The organism is Cryobacterium gelidum (genome assembly GCF_004403985.1).
In the GTDB taxonomy this organism is placed as follows: domain Bacteria; phylum Actinomycetota; class Actinomycetes; order Actinomycetales; family Microbacteriaceae; genus Cryobacterium; species Cryobacterium gelidum.
Map to the genome: position 1 here is coordinate 372110 of NZ_SOHL01000027.1, position 15593 is coordinate 387702.

Sequence of the window (15593 nt, forward strand, 5' to 3'; positions counted from 1 at the left end):
TAGGTACTCTGAATTCATGAAACTCATCGCGCCAAATTTTTCTGCGCCCACTTTCTTCCGCAGCACGGGTGCACGCACCTCGGCTGCACGCACCGCGGCTGCACGCACCTCGGCTGCACTGGGCGCGCTCGTCCTGCTCGCCGCGTTGAGCGGATGCGCCACCGCTGATTCCGGGGCCGGCTCGCCGGCATCCGCTGCCGCCACCGCCACCGCCACAGCTGAAGCGGGTGCTGCGGCCGTCGATTGCGCCGGCGTCAACGTCGTCGTCGACTTCGGCACGCTCGACGCCGCCCCGGTCACCGAGTGCGTCGATGCGACCGCAGCGACTGCCGCGAGTGAGGCCCTGGCCACAACCGGCGTCACAACCGCGGGAAGCGTGGAATACGGCGACCAGATCGTCTGCCGTGTCAACGACCGCCCGGCCGCTGACGAAACCGTCGTGGTCGAGGGCCAGGAATCATTCACCGAAACCTGCGCCTCGATGCCGCCCGCGTACGCATACTGGGCGCTCTGGGTGAAAGCCACCCCCGACGCCAACTGGGAGTACGCCCAGGAGGGCCTCGGCACGCTCCAGGTCGAGCCAGGCCAGTCCGTCGGGCTCGTCTACACCACGGGTACCGAAACGCCCACGCCCGGTAGCTAGTGTTTCGCCTGCGCCTGGCCCCGCTGCGCGCGGCAGTCGTACTCGCGGCGGGCTTCGTGCTGCTGCGGGTCGTCTACCGGGTGGTCTTCGGCGGTGCGGGCGCGGGCGCGGGCACGGGCACGGGCCCGCTGCTGCTGGACATGCCCCTGCTGCGGCTCGACGGACCGTTCAGCCACATCACCCTGTTCGGCCCGATCACCCTGGTCGGGCTCGGCAACGCGGCGCTGAGCGCCTTGCCGGTCGCCGCAGTCATCGTGTTCTTCGGCCTGCTCAATGCGATCATCAACGTGCAGGCCCTGTTCGCACGCGGTGCCGGTCGTGGGCCGCTGCGTGCCATCTCCCGTTCGCTCGTGATCGCCTGGGCCACCTTTCCGGCACTTTTGGAATCCGTGCGCCGCGTGCGGGTGGCCCGCTCCCTGCGCGGAGAACGGTCGATCGAGTCGCTGCTCGTGCCCATCTTCGAGCAGACGATCGAGCGCGCGCTCGCGCTGGCCGCGTCGATGGAAACCCGCGGATTCGCGGCCACCCGCGTCGTGACCGGCGTGTGCGAGGCACCGGTGGTGCTCCGGGATGCCGGTTTGAACTTCGGTGCTGCGCCTGACAAGACGGGCTGGCACCTCGACGAGCTCAACGTCACCCTCAAGCCAGCCACCCTCACCGTGATCGTCGGCGCGACCGGGTCGGGCAAAACCAGCCTGCTGCACAGCATGAGCGGCCTGTTCCAGCATTTCTACGACGGCACCCAGCAGGGACGCATCGACATTGCCGGCGCCGATCGGGCCCGCACTCCCCCGCGCGACACCGCCGGATTCGTCGGGCTCGTCGCGCAGAACGTGCGTCTCGGCTTCGCGGCCGAAACGGTGCACGACGAGATCGGCTTCGCCCTCGCCGTGCGAAGCGTCGCCCCGCCGATCGTGCACGCCCGCGTTCTCGAGGTGGCCGCCCGGCTGAAAATCGAGCACCTGGTCGACCGTTCGATCGACCAGCTCTCGGCCGGTGAGGCCAGCCTCGTCGCGATCGCCGCCGCCCTCGTAAACCATCCCATCCTGTTGCTCGTGGATGAGCCGCTCGCCGACCTCGATACGGCCGCCCGGGACCGGGTCTGCGCCGTGCTCGGCCAGCTGGCGCACGAGGCCGGCGTCTGCGTTGTGATCGCCGAGCACAACACGCGCGAGTTCAACCTGATAGCGGATGCCTGGCTGCAGATTCGGGGCAGCCGAGTGCACCAGCTCTCCGCCGCTGACCGGCCCGCTGACCGGCCCGCTGGCGCACTGCCGATACCACGGAGCGTGCCGGCTATCGATGCGACGAGAGGTGGCAGCACGGGCGGCATCGCGGCCGTGTCTGCGGTGCCGCTTGCGAGCATCCGCCAGCTCAGTGTTCTGCACCGACCCAAACTGGTCGTCGACGACGTGTCGTTCGACATCGCCACGGGCGAACTCATCGCCCTGCGCGGCAGTAACGGCGCCGGCAAGAGCAGCCTGCTGCGGGCCATCGCCCTGCCGACAGACGCCGAAACCGTGATCGTCGGAGGGCTCGATGTGCGTTCCCTCAAGCGACGAGCGCGCCGGCAGGCCGTGGGCCTGGTGCCCGAGAACTTCGACGACCTGTTGTTCACAATCACCGTGGCCGAGGAATGCCGCCGCGCGGACCGCACCCTGGCGGGCGCCAGCACCGCGCAGACCTTCGCCGGTCTGCTCGGCTTCGACACGGTAACGGATGCTGCGCATCTGCTGCAGCGTCATCCGCGCGACCTCTCTGCGGGCGAACGGCTCTGCCTTGTGATGGCCATTCAGCTCGCCGCTCGGCCGGCCCTGCTGTTGGTCGACGAACCGACCCGCGGCCTCGATCTCGGGGCGCGCACGCTCGTGAGCGCGGCCCTGGTGCGGGCAGCCGGCCACAGCAGGGCGGTGCTGTTCGCCACCCACGATGAGGACTTCGCACGGGGCCTCGCCACGCGTACCCTGCTCATGCACCACGGCCGACTGTCTGTCCCGTGTCAGGTTCTCTCGTGAGTGAGATCTCCACGGCCGCCCCCGGCAACTCTTCTGACGCCCCCGCAGATCGACGTGCCCGCCCCAGCCGGCGCACGGATCGTGCGCGGCCGCGCCGCAGCATCCGCTGGACCTCGTGGATTCTCGGCGGCGGCAGCCTGCTCGCCGTCGCCGCGTTCGCCTGGCCGTTCTTCGTCGGGGCCGTGCCGGCCGACGCGCAGGTCGCGGTTCCGATTGTGGCGTTCGCGCTCATCCCGGCGCTCATCGTGGCCCTCGCGCTCACCCTCGACCGCGAGATGTACACGGCGAAGACCGTCGCGCTGCTCGGCGTGCTCTCCGCCGTCGGCGCCGCGGTGCGCATCGCCGGAGCCGGCGTCGGCGGGGTCGAGGCCGTATTCGTGCTGCTCATTCTGGCCGGGCGGGTCTACGGCGCCCGGTTCGGCTTTCTGCTCGGCCTGCTCACCATCGCGGTGTCCTCGCTGCTCTGGGGCGGCTTTGGCCCGTGGACCCCGTTCCAGATGTTCGCCTGCGGCTGGGTCGGCGCCGGTGCCGGGCTGCTGCCGCGCTGGCAGAACGCCACGCGGCAGAATTCTTCCGGCCAGCGCATACGCGCCACCCGCGAAATCCTTCTGCTGGCTGCCTATGGGGTAGTCGCGTCGTACCTGTTCGGGCTCGTAATGAACCTCTGGTTCTGGCCGTTCGCGGTGGGCAGTGGCACCGATATCTCTTACACGGCGGGAGCCGACCCCGGCCAGAACCTTGCCTCGTTCGCGCTCTACTCACTCGTCACGTCGACCCTCACCTGGGATACCGTACGCGCCATCACGACCGTGGTCGGTATTGCGCTGGTCGGCCCGGCCGTGCTCGCGGCCCTGCGCCGAGCACGCCTGAGCCCCCGCCGTTGACCAGGCGACCGCTTGAATCCGCCCAGCGCTTAGCGGTCCGGGAAGACTGAGAGCGCTTTATCCCACTGATTGGCCGACGACTCAAGATCTGCAGCCGTCACTGCGATTCCCACCCAAAACTGATCACGCTCATCGCTGCTCTGGCCGACAGGCATGCTTTCAAGCGCAAAGTGCACCCTGACCGACATCAACCCGCCGTGATAGCTGCCAACACTGAACGCAAGATTAGGTTCGGTAAATTCGAGCGACGGCACAACCCCGGCGTCTCCACTGACGCTTACGGGGACGTCACCGTTGGCCACGCCACGTAACCAAGCCGAAATGCGCTTCGCTTCAAACGTCGTCAAACACGGAACAGCAAATTGCCACTCCGCATCAGGCGCCGATACGTCCCCCTTGATGACCAGCCAATTGTCATCCCACTCATCACCCGCAGGGTTCGCGAGCTCATATCGAACAGGTTCCAACGTTACCGACGATTCGTACCCCTTCAACTGCATAAATAAATCCTACTGACCGGGGTTCGTGCTGAAGCGTGCGCTCACCCCACCGTAAAAGAATGCCCTTACCGTCAAGCGATCCACGGCAAAAGCCGCCGCGCCGCGCGACTCGCCGCCGTTCAACTCACCGCCGTTCAACTACACCGAGAAGTACTTCGCCTCCGGGTGGTGGAATACGAACGCGTCGGTCGACTGCTCGGGGTGCAGCTGCAGTTCCTCCGACAAGACCACGCCCATCCGCTCGGGTTGCAGCAGCTCGACCACCTTGCGACGGTCCTCCATCTCGGGGCAGGCCGGGTAGCCCAGGGAGAACCGGGCTCCGCGATACTCCAGCTTGAACATGCCGGCCACATCACTCGGGTCCTCGTCGCCGACACCGAATTCCGAGCGGATGCGAGAGTGCCAATACTCGGCGAGGGCCTCGGTGAGCTGCATGGTGAGCCCGTTGAGTTCCATGTAGTCGCGGTATTTGTTCTCGGCGAACATTTTCGCCGTGACCTCGTCGACGTGCGAGCCGGCGGTGACCAGCTGGAGGGCGACGACATCCGTTTCCCCGCGTTCTCCGGACGAACCGGTGCCGCGACCGCGCACGAAGTCGGCCAGGCACAGGTGTTTGTCACGGCGCTGCCGGGGAAAGTTGAACCGCAGTCGGTCAGCGCCGAGCTCGCCGCCGGAGCCGCCGTCGGGCGCGAGTAGTCCGGCCTGGCCGAGGCGCCCGGTCGGGTCATCACCGTGGTGCAGCACGACCATGTCGTCGCCGTCGGCGACCACGGGAAAGTAGCCGTAGGCGACGGAGGCATCGAGCATGCCCTCGCCCAGGATGCGGTCGAGCCAGTAGCGCAGGCGCGGCCGACCGACAGTGTCGACCAGTTCCTGGTAGCTCGCGCCGTCTTCGGCCCGGCTGGGTTTGAGCCCCCACTGCCCCATGAAGGTGGCGCGTTCGTCAAGAAAGGCCGAAAAATCGGCGAGGGCCACACCCTTGACGATGCGAGTGCCCCAAAACGGCGGTACCGGAATCGGGTTATTGCTCGCGACCTCGGAACGCCCGGGCATCTCTTCGGGTTCGGTGAGGGTGAGCAGGCTCTTCTTGTGAATACGTTTCTTGAGCGGTGGCAAGCCAACCGACAGAGGGTCAGCGCCACGGGCGATGGCCACGAGCGGTTCCATCAGGGCGAGGCCCTCGAAGGCATCGCGGGCGTACCGCACCTGCCCGGCGAAGACGCTGTCGAGGTCGTCCTCGACGTAGGAACGGGTGAGGGCCGCGCCGCCGAGCAAAATGGGCCATTTGTCGGCGAAGCCGCGCGACTGAAGCTCGAGCAGGTTCTCTTTCATCACCACAGTGGATTTCACGAGCAGCCCGCTCATGCCGATGACGTCGGCGTTGTTCTCCTCGGCGACGCGGATGAACTCGGCTATCGATTGTTTGATGCCGATGTTGATCACGTCGTAGCCGTTGTTGGTGAGGATGATGTCGACGAGGTTCTTGCCGATGTCGTGCACGTCACCGCGCACGGTGCCGAGCACGATCGTGCCCTTGCCGGCCGCTTCGGATTTCTCCATGTGCGGCTCGAGCAGGGCCACGGCGGCTTTCATCACCTCGGCTGATTGCAGCACGAACGGCAGCTGCATCTCGCCGCTGCCGAAGCGGGCGCCGACGACCTGCATGCCCACGAGCAGGTGCACGTTGACGATATCGAGCGCGCTCAACCCCTCGGCTCTGGCAAGGTCGAGGTCAGCCTCGAGGCCCTTGGCCTCGCCGTCGATGATGCGGCGTTCCAGGCGTTCGCCCACCGGAAGGGCGGCGAGTTCGGCGGCGCGCTCGTCTTTCAGGGCGGCGGAGTCGACGCCGGCGAACAGGTCGAGCAGGGCCACCAGCGGATCGTAGGTGAGGGTTCCTTCGGCGTCGTATTCGCGGCGGTCCCAGACCAGGTCGAGCGCCACCTTGCGGCGGTCGTCGGGCACCGAGGCGAGCGGCACGATCTTGGCCGAGTTCACGATGGCCGAGTCAAGGCCGGCCTCCGTGGCTTCGTGCAGGAAGACCGAGTTGAGCACCGAGCGCGCGGCGGGGTTGAGCCCGAACGACACGTTCGAGACGCCGAGCGTGGTGTGGATGCCGGGGTACTTGGCCTTGATCTGCCGGATCGCGTCGATGGTCTCGATGCCGTCCCGGCGGGTTTCTTCCTGGCCGGTCGCGATGGGGAAGGTCAACGCGTCGACGATGATGTCCTCAACCCGCATGCCCCACGTGTTCACGAGGGTGTCGACCAGACGGGTGGCGATGCGTACCTTGTGTTCGGCGGTGCGGGCCTGGCCCTCCTCGTCGATGGTCAGGGCGATCACGGCCGCGCCGTGCTCCTTGACGAGCGGCATGATGCGGCCGAACCTCGACGTGGGCCCCTCGCCGTCTTCGAAGTTGACCGAGTTCACGACCGGACGACCACCGATGAGTTCCATACCGGCCTGCAGCACGGCCGGCTCGGTGGAGTCGACGACGAGTGGCAGGGTCGAGGCGCTGGCCAGTCGGGAGACGACCTGCTTCATGTCGGCGACGCCATCGCGACCGACGTAGTCGATGCAGACGTCGAGCAGGTGGGCGCCGTCGCGCACCTGGCTGCGGGCGATGTCGACGCAGTCGTCCCAGTTTTCAGCGAGCATGGCATCGCGAAAAGCGCGCGAGCCGTTGGCGTTGGTGCGCTCCCCGATGGCCAGAAAGGCGCTGTCCTGGTCGAAACTGACGTGCTGGTACAGACTTGCGACACCCGGGTCTTGTTCGAGGGTGCGGGGTTTCACCGTGACGCCACGCAGGCGTTCGACCACGGCCGTCATGTGTGCGGGAGTCGTGCCGCAGCATCCGCCGACCAGACCCAGCCCGAATTCCTTCACGAACTGTTCGTGCGCCGTGGCCAGCTGGTCGGGCGTCAGCGGATAGCTCGCGCCGGTCTTCGTCAGCTGGGGCAGGCCCGCGTTGGGCATACAGATGACGGGCACGCGCGAGAACTTGGAGAGGTGACGCAGGTGCTCGCTCATCTCGGTCGGCCCGGTCGCACAGTTCAAGCCGATAGCGTCGATGCCGAGTGGCTCGAGCGCGGTCAGCGCGGCGCCGATCTCGCTGCCCATCAGCATGGTTCCGGTGGTCTCCACCGTCACCTCGACGAAAATGGGCAAGCGGATGCCGGTCTCGCTAATGGCCTGCTTGCATCCGTTCACCGCGCTCTTGGTCTGCAGCAGGTCTTGCGAGGTCTCGATGAGGAACGCATCAGCGCCACCACGGATCAGGCCGACCGCCTGCTCGGCAAACGTGGCCTTGAGGTTGGCATAGGTGGTGTGGCCGAGGCTGGGCAGCTTGGTGCCGGGGCCCATCGAGCCGAGCACCCAGCGCACGCGACCGTCGCGGACTTCAAATTTTTCCGCGCTGGCGCGTGCGATCTCGGCGCCGAGTCGAGCGAGCTCCTCGATGCGATCTTCGATCCCGTAGTCCGAGAGGTTCGACCAGTTCGCACCGAAGGTGTTGGTCTCGATAGCGTCGATGCCGGTTTCGAGGTAGACGTCGTGAATGGCCGCGATGATGTCGGGACGGCTCACGTTAAGAATTTCGTTGCAGCCCTCGAGCTGTTGGTAGTCGTCGAGGGTGGGGTTGTGTTCCTGCAGCATGGTGCCCATGGCGCCGTCGGCGATGACGACAGAGTTGGTGACGGCATTCAGCAGTGCTTGAGATCGAGCCGGGCGCGCCGCGACGAAGGGTGTTTGGGCGTCAATAGTTAGCACAGTGCTCATCGGGACAGTTTAATGGAGGGTCCGAACTCTACGAGGCCCCGAAGTAACGTTTCTTAGCGTGCGCGATTTTGAGCGTTGGCTGCTGCCGGGGTCACGGCGAGCGGCGGGCGCCACCGGGTTCCCCGGTCACAATCCAGCCGACGCTGTGACCGGACTGGACGATGCGCCAGGCTGCGCGAACGGCCGGGAGATTCGCCACGGTCCGATCGACCGATCTGCTGCTCGACCCGACGGTCCACCGTCCGTCCCAGGTGGAGCTGGCTCGAAAACTCAATCTGCTGCTCGATGTGGTTGTGGCCGAAGGCAACACCCCGTACACCTACAAGCAGATAGCGCAGGGGCTCAAGGACAAGGGTGTCGCCCTGTCGCGAGCACGCTGGGCGTACATGATCACGGGAGAGGGCCCGCTCGTCACTGACTCCGCTCTGCTCACTGGAATCGGCGAATTCTTCCGCATCCCTCCGGAATATCTGCTTCACTCCGATGGCGATCTCCCCGACCGCGTAGACGCCCAACTCGCATTTGTGAAGAGCCTGCGGGTGAAGAGAGTAGTTAGTTTCGCAGCGCGACTTCTCGGGGATGTGTCTCCCGAGACACTGCGGTCCATTACCGAATTACTGGAGGAGCAGCCGTCTCCGATAGATTCTCGCGGGTTGGACACCTAGCGCGAGTTCCGTCCGGCACGCGGCTGCCGCCCCGGGTCAGTGCCCGGTACCGCCGGCGATGGCGTACGACCACAGCTCGCTGCTCACACCGACCGGGCGCGCCGCCGGCTCGCCCTCTTTCGGCGTCTCGCTGCGGTGCCCGTGGGCAAAGGACGGGGAACTCAACCAGGCCTGGAACGATTCCTCGTCGGCCCAGCGGGTCACGACAAGCCAGGTGAGGCGGTCATCGGTCGGCTTCAGCAGCTCGAAGCCCTCGAAACCGGGGCGGTCGTCGACAGCGCCAGCGCGGGCCGCGAATCGGTGGGCGAGCTCGTCGCCGCCGTCGTTCGGCACGGTGATGGCATTGATTTTGATGATTGTCATGAAACTGCTTTCTGGTCAAAGGCTCGACATGTATTTCCTCCATGCTGCCACTCTCTGCTGCCAGGCCGCGCCGAGGGCCTGCTGCGGCCGGGCAAAGCCGTGCGGTCGGCGCATCTCTCTCCCCCAGGCCCACCGCATTCCCTATGCTGGGAGTATGTGGATTTTCTCCTGATTCGTCAGGGCATGCAGGACTGCCGACGCGATCGACCACTCGTCACCGATTTTGCCCCGTGACCTCAAGCCGTTTGGAGCTGTTGTGCCTATCACCGCTTTTCTCGATATCCATGTGAAGCCCGAGTCCCTCGCCCAGTCTGCGACGGTGTTGCACGACACTCTCCTGGTCACCCGAGCCTTCGACGGATGCCTCGGTGTCGATGTTCTCGTCGACGCTGAAGACCCCACCCACTTCGTTCTCGTGGAAAAGTGGATCTCGATGGAGCACGACACCGCTTATCGCGCCTTTCGTGCTGGACCGGGTAAATCGTCCTTGGGATCGATCGTGTCCGGTACGCCCGTGCTCACCAAGTACGAGATTGCCACGGACATCTGACGCAACCGCCAGAGCTGAAACTCGAAACCCTCTACGCTGGTGCCGTCGGGGCACGCGTCTTCTCTTGCCCAGTCGCGTTGCCTATGCTGGAGGGGATATGCGACTTCTCCTGATCCGCCATGGCCAGACTCCCGGCAACGTTCTCGGGCAGCTCGACACCGCGCATCCCGGTCCAGGCCTGACCGATCTCGGCCTGCGCCAGGCCGCTGCTATTCCCGATGCGCTGCGCTCCGACCCGATTGACGCCATCTTCGTGTCAACCCTGCTGCGCACCCGGCTGACCGCGCATCCGCTCGCCGCCGATCGCGGCCTCCAATTACAGGTCGCGACCGGGGTGCACGAGATCGAAGCCGGCTCGCTTGAGGGACTGCGCGATCGGGCCTCCGTTCGCACCTATCTGGAAACCGTGATGGCTTGGGGCACCGGCAACCTCGATAAGAGGATGCCGGGGGCTCACGACGGTCATGTTTTCTTCCGGCGCTTCGATGCCGACGTCGCTGTCGCCGCCGCGAAATCCGACGTCGCAGTCGTGTTCAGCCATGGCGCGGCTATCCGCGTGTGGACCGCAGGTCGCGCGGGAAACGTGCCGCCGACCTTTGCGAGAGAGCACGAGCTCGATAACACCGGTGTGGTCGAATTCACCGGCTCACCCGAGGAGGGCTGGACTCTGCTGTCCTGGGCTGGACTACCGGTGGGCGGAATGGCCCTCGCCGACCTGGGTGCTGCCGATCCGCTGGGCGAGCCGCTCGACTGAGCTTTCGTAGAAAGCCAGCGTCAGCTCGCGCCTGGAGAACACTCGTGTGGCCGTGCCCGGGGAACCCGCGGTCGCACGAGAGCATGGCTGTCGCGCAGCAGCTGGTCGACGAGCACGGCGGGCACGTTGCCGCCGAGGTCAATCGAAATCCAGTGCTTCTTATTCAGGTGGTAGCCCGGCGTGATCCACAGGGGAAATTCCTCACGCAGGGCGCGGCCCTCCTCCGGATCACACTTGAGCGACACCGAGAGCGGCTCACTCGCGAGGGCGGCGAGGGCAAAGATCTTGCCATTTCCGCTGGTCTTGAACACGCTCGTCTCCTCGCCGAACGGAAACGTCTCAATCGCCTGGGGCAGGCTCAGGCACAGGTCGACGAGCGCGTCCGGCGTCATGTGCCGACTCAGACCGCGACGAGGTTCATCGCGTTGGCCGTGAGTTCGACCGAGCGCAGGCGGCCCTCGACGAACGGTGACTGATGGGCGAGGATGAGCTCATCGGCCTGCGTCCCCTCGGCGAACTCCTCGAGGTAAAGGCGCACCTCGTCGGCCGTTCCGACCGCCGAATAGCGCATCATGTTGGCGATATTGCGGCCTTCCGGCGTGGTGAGAAAGACGTCGATCTGGTCGTCGCTGTACTCCGGGGTCGCTGGCCCGCGGGAGAGCATGCCGCGCACCCGGGTGCGGCGGGTCGTCGCAAACTGCTGCTCGGCATCCGCCTTATCGTCGGCCGCGACGACGTTGGCCGCAACGATGAGGTGCGGCGCTGCGAGTTGCTCCGACGGAGTGAATTCACGGCGATAGAGCGCGATGGCCTCGTGCAGTGCGTCGGGCGCAAAGTGCGACGCGAAGGCGTAGGGCAAGCCGAGCGCCGCGGCGAGCCCGGCGCCGAACAGCGACGATCCGAGAATGTACAACGGAACATTGGTGCCGGCACCTGGCACGGCCTGCACACCCGGTACGATCGATTGGCCGCGCAGGTACGCCTGCAGCTCCATCACGTCCTGGGGAAACTGATCCGAGGCACGCGGGTCGCGGCGCATCGCCCTGGCGGTGTTCTGGTCGCTGCCGGGAGCGCGGCCGAGACCCAGGTCGATGCGGTCGGGGTAGAGCTCGGCGAGGGTGCCGTACTGCTCGGCGATCACGAGCGGCGAGTGGTTGGGCAGCATGACACCGCCGGATCCGAGCCGAATTGTGCTGGTCTGCCCGGCGACGTGGCCGATCAGAATGCTCGTCGCCGACGATCCGATGGTCGGCATGTTGTGGTGCTCGGCATACCAAACGCGCTCATACCCGTGCTTCTCGGCCGTCTGGGCGAGCGCGACGCTCGCTGCAAAGCCCTCCCGAGCGGTCTGCCCGGGGGCAATCGGAGCGAGGTCGAGTATGGACAGCACAATAGTCATACTGGGGGCAACACCGCTGCGCCGAATTCGATACCCGGCTCCCGAAAGGTGCCCGGATTCGCTTGGTCGGGTCAATCGCGGGGCATCACTCGCCCGCGGCATCACTCGCCCGCAACAAACCGGCCGACCCCGGGCACGAATCGCCCGACCCGCGCACCATAGCTGCGGTAATCGGAGTGCTTGGCCACGAGCATCCGCTGTTCCCACCGTGTCTTCATCGAGAGCAGCCCGACCAGCGCGACCCACGCCACCACGTGCCAAGCGGATGCCCCCACCAGCACCAGCGCGACACCGCCGGTCACGAGGCCCGCGTAGATCGGGCTGCGCAGGAGCCCGTATACCCCCGTGGTGACCAGCTGGGCCTCCTCGCGAGGAATGGGACTCGCGGTCAACGCCGACCCCAGTCCGATGACGCCAAGAACCACGAGCACGGCGCCGACCAAACCCAACGAGATCGCTGCCACGATCACCCCGACGTTCGTCGCCCAGAGTGTGCCGTGCGGTATAACGGCCAGGGCTGCCAGCAGGAGGAATTGCCCGGTCACCAGGCTGAGTGCGAGTGCACGTTTCATACTGTGAGGATAGGCCCGGGTGGGACGAGCACTAATGCAGGTCAACGGCAGATCACCGCCATGTAACGAAATGACACATTTTCGCTTTTCGGCAGACAAACACACGATGACAACTTAGCCTCGTACGAACAGACCAGCTCCGCCGACGCCGCCGGAGAGTGACATCGGGCTTCGATTCCGATCGGGTGCCAACGTATCGCGCACGATCGACTCGAGGCACGCGCCTGCTCCGGCAGGTGCATTCGCCCGGCACCTCAGACGAGATGCCCCGCCGAAGTGGAACCACCATGACCGACGACGAACTCCTGCTTGAAATCGACTACACCGGCTACGACAGCTCCTGCCACGATCCGCACATCACACCGGCCGAGGACCTCGTCGAGTGCCGACGCCTGCGCGGCCACGGTGACGAACCACACGGTACCAGGGTCGGCATGCGCGCCATCCGCTGGCTGGCCGGCGCCGCCCCCCTCGCCGCGTAGATACCCGCCTGCTGGCTCAACCTCGGCCCCACCCAACGTGTCGAACCGCCCGCTAAATAGCGCCGTCTTCACCGCCGAAAAGCCCAACTGAGAGAGAAGATAGCTACCCCCAGGGGCGCCCCGGTGATCGAACAAGGAGCGGATAACCCACCGACTCCGCCGGCCATCTCCGGAACGCGAAATATGCCCACGGTCGACCGCATCGTGGCTCGGCCGCCCTTCTGACCCCCTACAGTGCGGGAGGATGGTGGAGCGCCCCTTCCGCGCGCACCGACGAAAAGGCACAGCTATGTTCAGCGGGCTCAGCGCTTTCCCCCTCACCCCGACCGACGAGAACGGTATCGACGAACACGCCTTCGTGGGCCTGATCGCGCGGCTCGCTGCGGCCGACGTCGCCTCGATCGGCGCGCTCGGCTCGACCGGCGGGTATGCCTACCTCAGCCGGAAACAGCGTGCCTGGGCGGCCAGGGAGGCAGTCGCGGCGGCCGGCACGACCCCGGTCATCGTGGGAATCGGCGCGCTTCGTACACGACAGGTTCTCGACCACGCCGCGGATGCCCAAGAAGCCGGCGCCGCCGCGGTGCTGCTCGCACCCATGTCCTACCAGCCTCTCACCGACGACGAGGTCTTCGGCCTCTACCGAACGGTCACGGCCGAGTCGACGATTCCGCTCGTCGTCTACGACAATCCGGGCACCACCCATGTCACGTTCAGCGACGAGCTGCACGGTCGCATTGCCGCGCTGCCGAACATCGGGTCGATCAAGATTCCGGGCGTGGCTGCCGCGGCCGCGCTGGCGAGAATCGCCGCCCTCCGCGCCGTGATTCCCGCGCACGTCACGATCGGCGTCTCCGGGGACTGGCTCGCCGCCGGCGGACTCCTCGGCGGCGCCGATGCCTGGTACAGCGTGCTCGGCGGACTCTTTCCCGAGGCCGCCCTCGCGATCACGCGAGCTACCCAGGCCATCGACAGCACCGCAGCCCGCGAAGCCTCCAACCGGCTCGAACCGCTCTGGGCGCTGTTTCAGCGGTACGGCAGCCTGCGCGTCATGTCCGCCGCGGCCGAGACCCTCGGCCTCGTGCACTCCCCCAACCTCCCGTTGCCGCTGCTCGGCCTCGACCCTGCTGCCCGCAGCGAACTCGAGGCGACCCTGCTCCGGCTGGGCCTGGGCGCCTGATTTCGGTCAGTTAAAGTCGGGGCCTCAGGGTTGCAGCCACCATGCTGTACGTCGTCGAGATTCAGAGAACAGCTTCATCCAGGCCGGTTGTCGCCGCTCGGCCCTCGGCCGGCCGCCACGTTCCGCGGGTATCCTCGACAAGTGCACCCAACCGACCAGACCCGAGTACTCGGGACCACCGAGTGGCGCGACCTCGAGCAGGCGCACGAAGAACGCGCCGACGCGTTTACCCGTGGCCGCCGCGAGCGCGCGGCAACCGGCCAGACGCATCCGGTCGAGGATTTTCTGTTCACCTACTACCCGTTTCGTCCCGGCTTGTTGCGCCGCTGGCATCCCGGAGCCGGCGTGCTGCTGCGGGGCGCCGCCGCCGAGCCTCGCGCGAATTGGAAGTGGTACCGTCGCGAAGGTAGCGACAGCCAGGTGGACGCCGCCGCCTTCTTCGAGAAGAACGAGCGCGTCATGCGCTTCATCGGTTCACTCCTCAGTGCGACTCGGCAGCGTCCCGCCCAGTTCGGCTGTTTCGGACTGCACGAGTGGGCGATGGTCTACCGCCAGGGCGAGCACCGGCATGTTGCACCGCTGCGGCTCGGCCAGAGCGACACCGACGCCGTCGTCGACGGCAACCGCGTGGCCTGCAGCCATTTCGACGCGTTTCGGTTCTTCACCCCCGCCGCTATTGGTCGCAACCAACTGCAACCGACGAGGGAGAACCAACCACTTCTGGAGCAGCCGGGGTGCCTGCACGCCGGAATGGACATCTACAAGTGGGTCATCAAGCTGGGCCCGCTGATTCCCGGCGCGGTCTTGCTCGACTCCTTCGAACTCGCGCGCGACATTCGCCAGCTCGACATGGAGGCCTCGCCCTACGACCTCGCCGATTGGGGCTACGCGCCGGTCGCGGTCGAGACTGCCGCCGGTAAGGCGGAGTATGTGCGCCGCCAGCGCGGTTTCACGGAGCGCAGCAATGTGCTGCGCGAGCGTGTTGTGAGTCTTCTCGTTTAGCGCTGCTTCGTTGATTGCCATCGAGCACCGACTGCCAGCCCCTTCTCAGGGTTTGCCACGCGGCGAGCGGATGCCTCTCGTGGCGGCGATCTGAGCGCGTCGCCACAAGTGTGACCCTCGCGAAAGCTGTCCGATGGCACCCATTTGGGGCACGAAGACCAAACCACATGAGCCGGGGCTCCGGACCATTTGTGCGGCTCGAGAAAACATCGGGCTGGAACAGAACAACGAATAGGAGCTCTCATGAATACGATCACGAAGCATACGAACATTCGCAAGATCACCGCGCTGGGAATCACCGGCGCGGCAGCATCCGCTCTCATCATTGGAGGCTTTGTCGCCCCCGCCCAGGCGTTTGACGGCGACAGCACCAGCACCGACAGTTCGTCCGAGCAGAACCGCCTGGACGTCATCGGCGACCTGTTCAATCTCTCCGGCAACGACTCGACCGGCAACGGCGTGCTCGGCAATGACACCTCCGTCGGCGGCGTCGGCAACGGCGGAATCCTCAACGGCGGCGTCGTCAATGATTCCCTTACCAGTGACATCGGTGATGTCGCGTCGGGCAACGAGGTCGGCAACGACGCATCCGTCGGCAGTGGCAACGACGTTGTCGCACCGATCGAGGCACCCGTCACCGCCCCGGTTGACGCACCGGTCGACGCCCCGGTTGACGCCGGTAACGGCACGGATGTCGGCACCGATGTCGGCGGCGTCGACGTTGAAAACATCGACGGCTCGGTCGACTCGATCGTCAACGATGTTCTCGGCGACCTCGGCCTCGGACGCTAACGCGCCCGAATAGAAATGCGG

General features: G+C 66.2%; 16 protein-coding genes. 10 read left to right on the plus strand and 6 right to left on the minus strand.

Translation table 11 applies throughout. From position 1 onward, the window contains the following. Positions 1 to 16 precede the first annotated feature (16 nt). The 3 genes from E3T50_RS14775 to E3T50_RS14785 are packed head-to-tail and all read left to right on the plus strand — an operon-like array spanning position 17 to position 3542. Positions 17 to 643: a hypothetical protein gene (locus tag E3T50_RS14775; protein WP_241990946.1), complete on the plus strand. Its 627-nt coding sequence runs from the start codon at positions 17 to 19 to the stop codon at positions 641 to 643. Further along, positions 643 to 2658: an ATP-binding cassette domain-containing protein gene (locus tag E3T50_RS14780; RefSeq protein WP_134552940.1), complete on the plus strand. Its 2016-nt coding sequence runs from the start codon at positions 643 to 645 to the stop codon at positions 2656 to 2658. Before E3T50_RS14775 ends, E3T50_RS14780 begins: the two co-directional genes overlap by 1 nt. Further along, complete coding sequence (locus E3T50_RS14785; protein ID WP_198417996.1) at positions 2655 to 3542, plus strand: ECF transporter S component family protein; 888 nt, start codon at positions 2655 to 2657, stop codon at positions 3540 to 3542. The genes E3T50_RS14780 and E3T50_RS14785 overlap by 4 nt, the downstream gene beginning before the upstream one ends. Before the next feature lie 29 nt (positions 3543 to 3571). Here E3T50_RS14785 and E3T50_RS14790 read toward each other — a convergent pair whose 3' ends face one another. Beyond that, positions 3572 to 4042 (minus strand): WapI family immunity protein, encoded by a 471-nt coding sequence (locus E3T50_RS14790; RefSeq protein WP_134552942.1) that lies wholly within the window; start codon positions 4040 to 4042, stop codon positions 3572 to 3574. Positions 4043 to 4180: 138 nt separating this feature from the next. Then, positions 4181 to 7816, minus strand: a complete 3636-nt coding sequence (gene metH / locus E3T50_RS14795; RefSeq protein ID WP_134552944.1) for a methionine synthase — start codon at positions 7814 to 7816, stop codon at positions 4181 to 4183. A gap of 161 nt (positions 7817 to 7977) precedes the next feature. Here metH and E3T50_RS14800 point away from each other — a divergent pair, with 161 nt between their 5' ends. Further along, a complete protein-coding gene (locus tag E3T50_RS14800) occupies positions 7978 to 8481 on the plus strand; it encodes a hypothetical protein (RefSeq protein WP_241990947.1) in 504 nt (167 codons plus the stop codon). Positions 8482 to 8517: 36 nt separating this feature from the next. Here the strand turns inward: E3T50_RS14800 and E3T50_RS14805 are convergent, their stop codons facing one another. Then, positions 8518 to 8844: an antibiotic biosynthesis monooxygenase family protein gene (locus E3T50_RS14805; protein ID WP_134552946.1), complete on the minus strand. Its 327-nt coding sequence runs from the start codon at positions 8842 to 8844 to the stop codon at positions 8518 to 8520. A gap of 256 nt (positions 8845 to 9100) precedes the next feature. Between E3T50_RS14805 and E3T50_RS14810 the strand changes: the two genes are divergently transcribed. Continuing rightward, positions 9101 to 9394 carry a putative quinol monooxygenase gene (locus E3T50_RS14810; protein ID WP_134552948.1) on the plus strand — a complete coding sequence of 98 codons (294 nt, stop codon included), beginning with the start codon at positions 9101 to 9103 and terminating at the stop codon, positions 9392 to 9394. A gap of 97 nt (positions 9395 to 9491) precedes the next feature. Further along, positions 9492 to 10148 carry a histidine phosphatase family protein gene (locus E3T50_RS14815; protein WP_134552950.1) on the plus strand — a complete coding sequence of 219 codons (657 nt, stop codon included), beginning with the start codon at positions 9492 to 9494 and terminating at the stop codon, positions 10146 to 10148. 20 nt (positions 10149 to 10168) lie between these two features. On the opposite strand, the gene E3T50_RS14820 is transcribed toward E3T50_RS14815, so the two are convergent. The 3 genes from E3T50_RS14820 to E3T50_RS14830 all read right to left on the minus strand — a co-directional run bounded on the left by E3T50_RS14820 (position 10169) and on the right by E3T50_RS14830 (position 12119). Then, the gene (locus E3T50_RS14820) at positions 10169 to 10540 is read right to left on the minus strand and encodes an MmcQ/YjbR family DNA-binding protein (RefSeq protein ID WP_134552952.1); all 372 of its coding nucleotides are present in this window, start codon (positions 10538 to 10540) and stop codon (positions 10169 to 10171) included. Between the two features lie 8 nt (positions 10541 to 10548). Beyond that, complete coding sequence (locus E3T50_RS14825) at positions 10549 to 11547, minus strand: LLM class flavin-dependent oxidoreductase (protein WP_134552954.1); 999 nt, start codon at positions 11545 to 11547, stop codon at positions 10549 to 10551. 101 nt (positions 11548 to 11648) lie between these two features. Continuing rightward, positions 11649 to 12119, minus strand: a complete 471-nt coding sequence (locus tag E3T50_RS14830) for a methyltransferase family protein (protein WP_134552956.1) — start codon at positions 12117 to 12119, stop codon at positions 11649 to 11651. 287 nt (positions 12120 to 12406) lie between these two features. Here E3T50_RS14830 and E3T50_RS14835 point away from each other — a divergent pair, with 287 nt between their 5' ends. The 4 genes from E3T50_RS14835 to E3T50_RS14850 all read left to right on the plus strand — a co-directional run bounded on the left by E3T50_RS14835 (position 12407) and on the right by E3T50_RS14850 (position 15572). After that, positions 12407 to 12601 carry a hypothetical protein gene (locus E3T50_RS14835; protein WP_134552958.1) on the plus strand — a complete coding sequence of 65 codons (195 nt, stop codon included), beginning with the start codon at positions 12407 to 12409 and terminating at the stop codon, positions 12599 to 12601. A 289-nt stretch (positions 12602 to 12890) separates the two neighbouring features. Further along, positions 12891 to 13778 carry a dihydrodipicolinate synthase family protein gene (locus E3T50_RS14840; protein ID WP_134552960.1) on the plus strand — a complete coding sequence of 296 codons (888 nt, stop codon included), beginning with the start codon at positions 12891 to 12893 and terminating at the stop codon, positions 13776 to 13778. Positions 13779 to 13919: 141 nt separating this feature from the next. Further along, positions 13920 to 14780, plus strand: a complete 861-nt coding sequence (locus tag E3T50_RS14845) for a 3-methyladenine DNA glycosylase (RefSeq protein ID WP_134552962.1) — start codon at positions 13920 to 13922, stop codon at positions 14778 to 14780. A gap of 243 nt (positions 14781 to 15023) precedes the next feature. Further along, entirely contained in the window at positions 15024 to 15572 is a 549-nt protein-coding gene (locus E3T50_RS14850; RefSeq protein ID WP_134552963.1) for a hypothetical protein, read from the plus strand. Positions 15573 to 15593 lie beyond the last annotated feature (21 nt).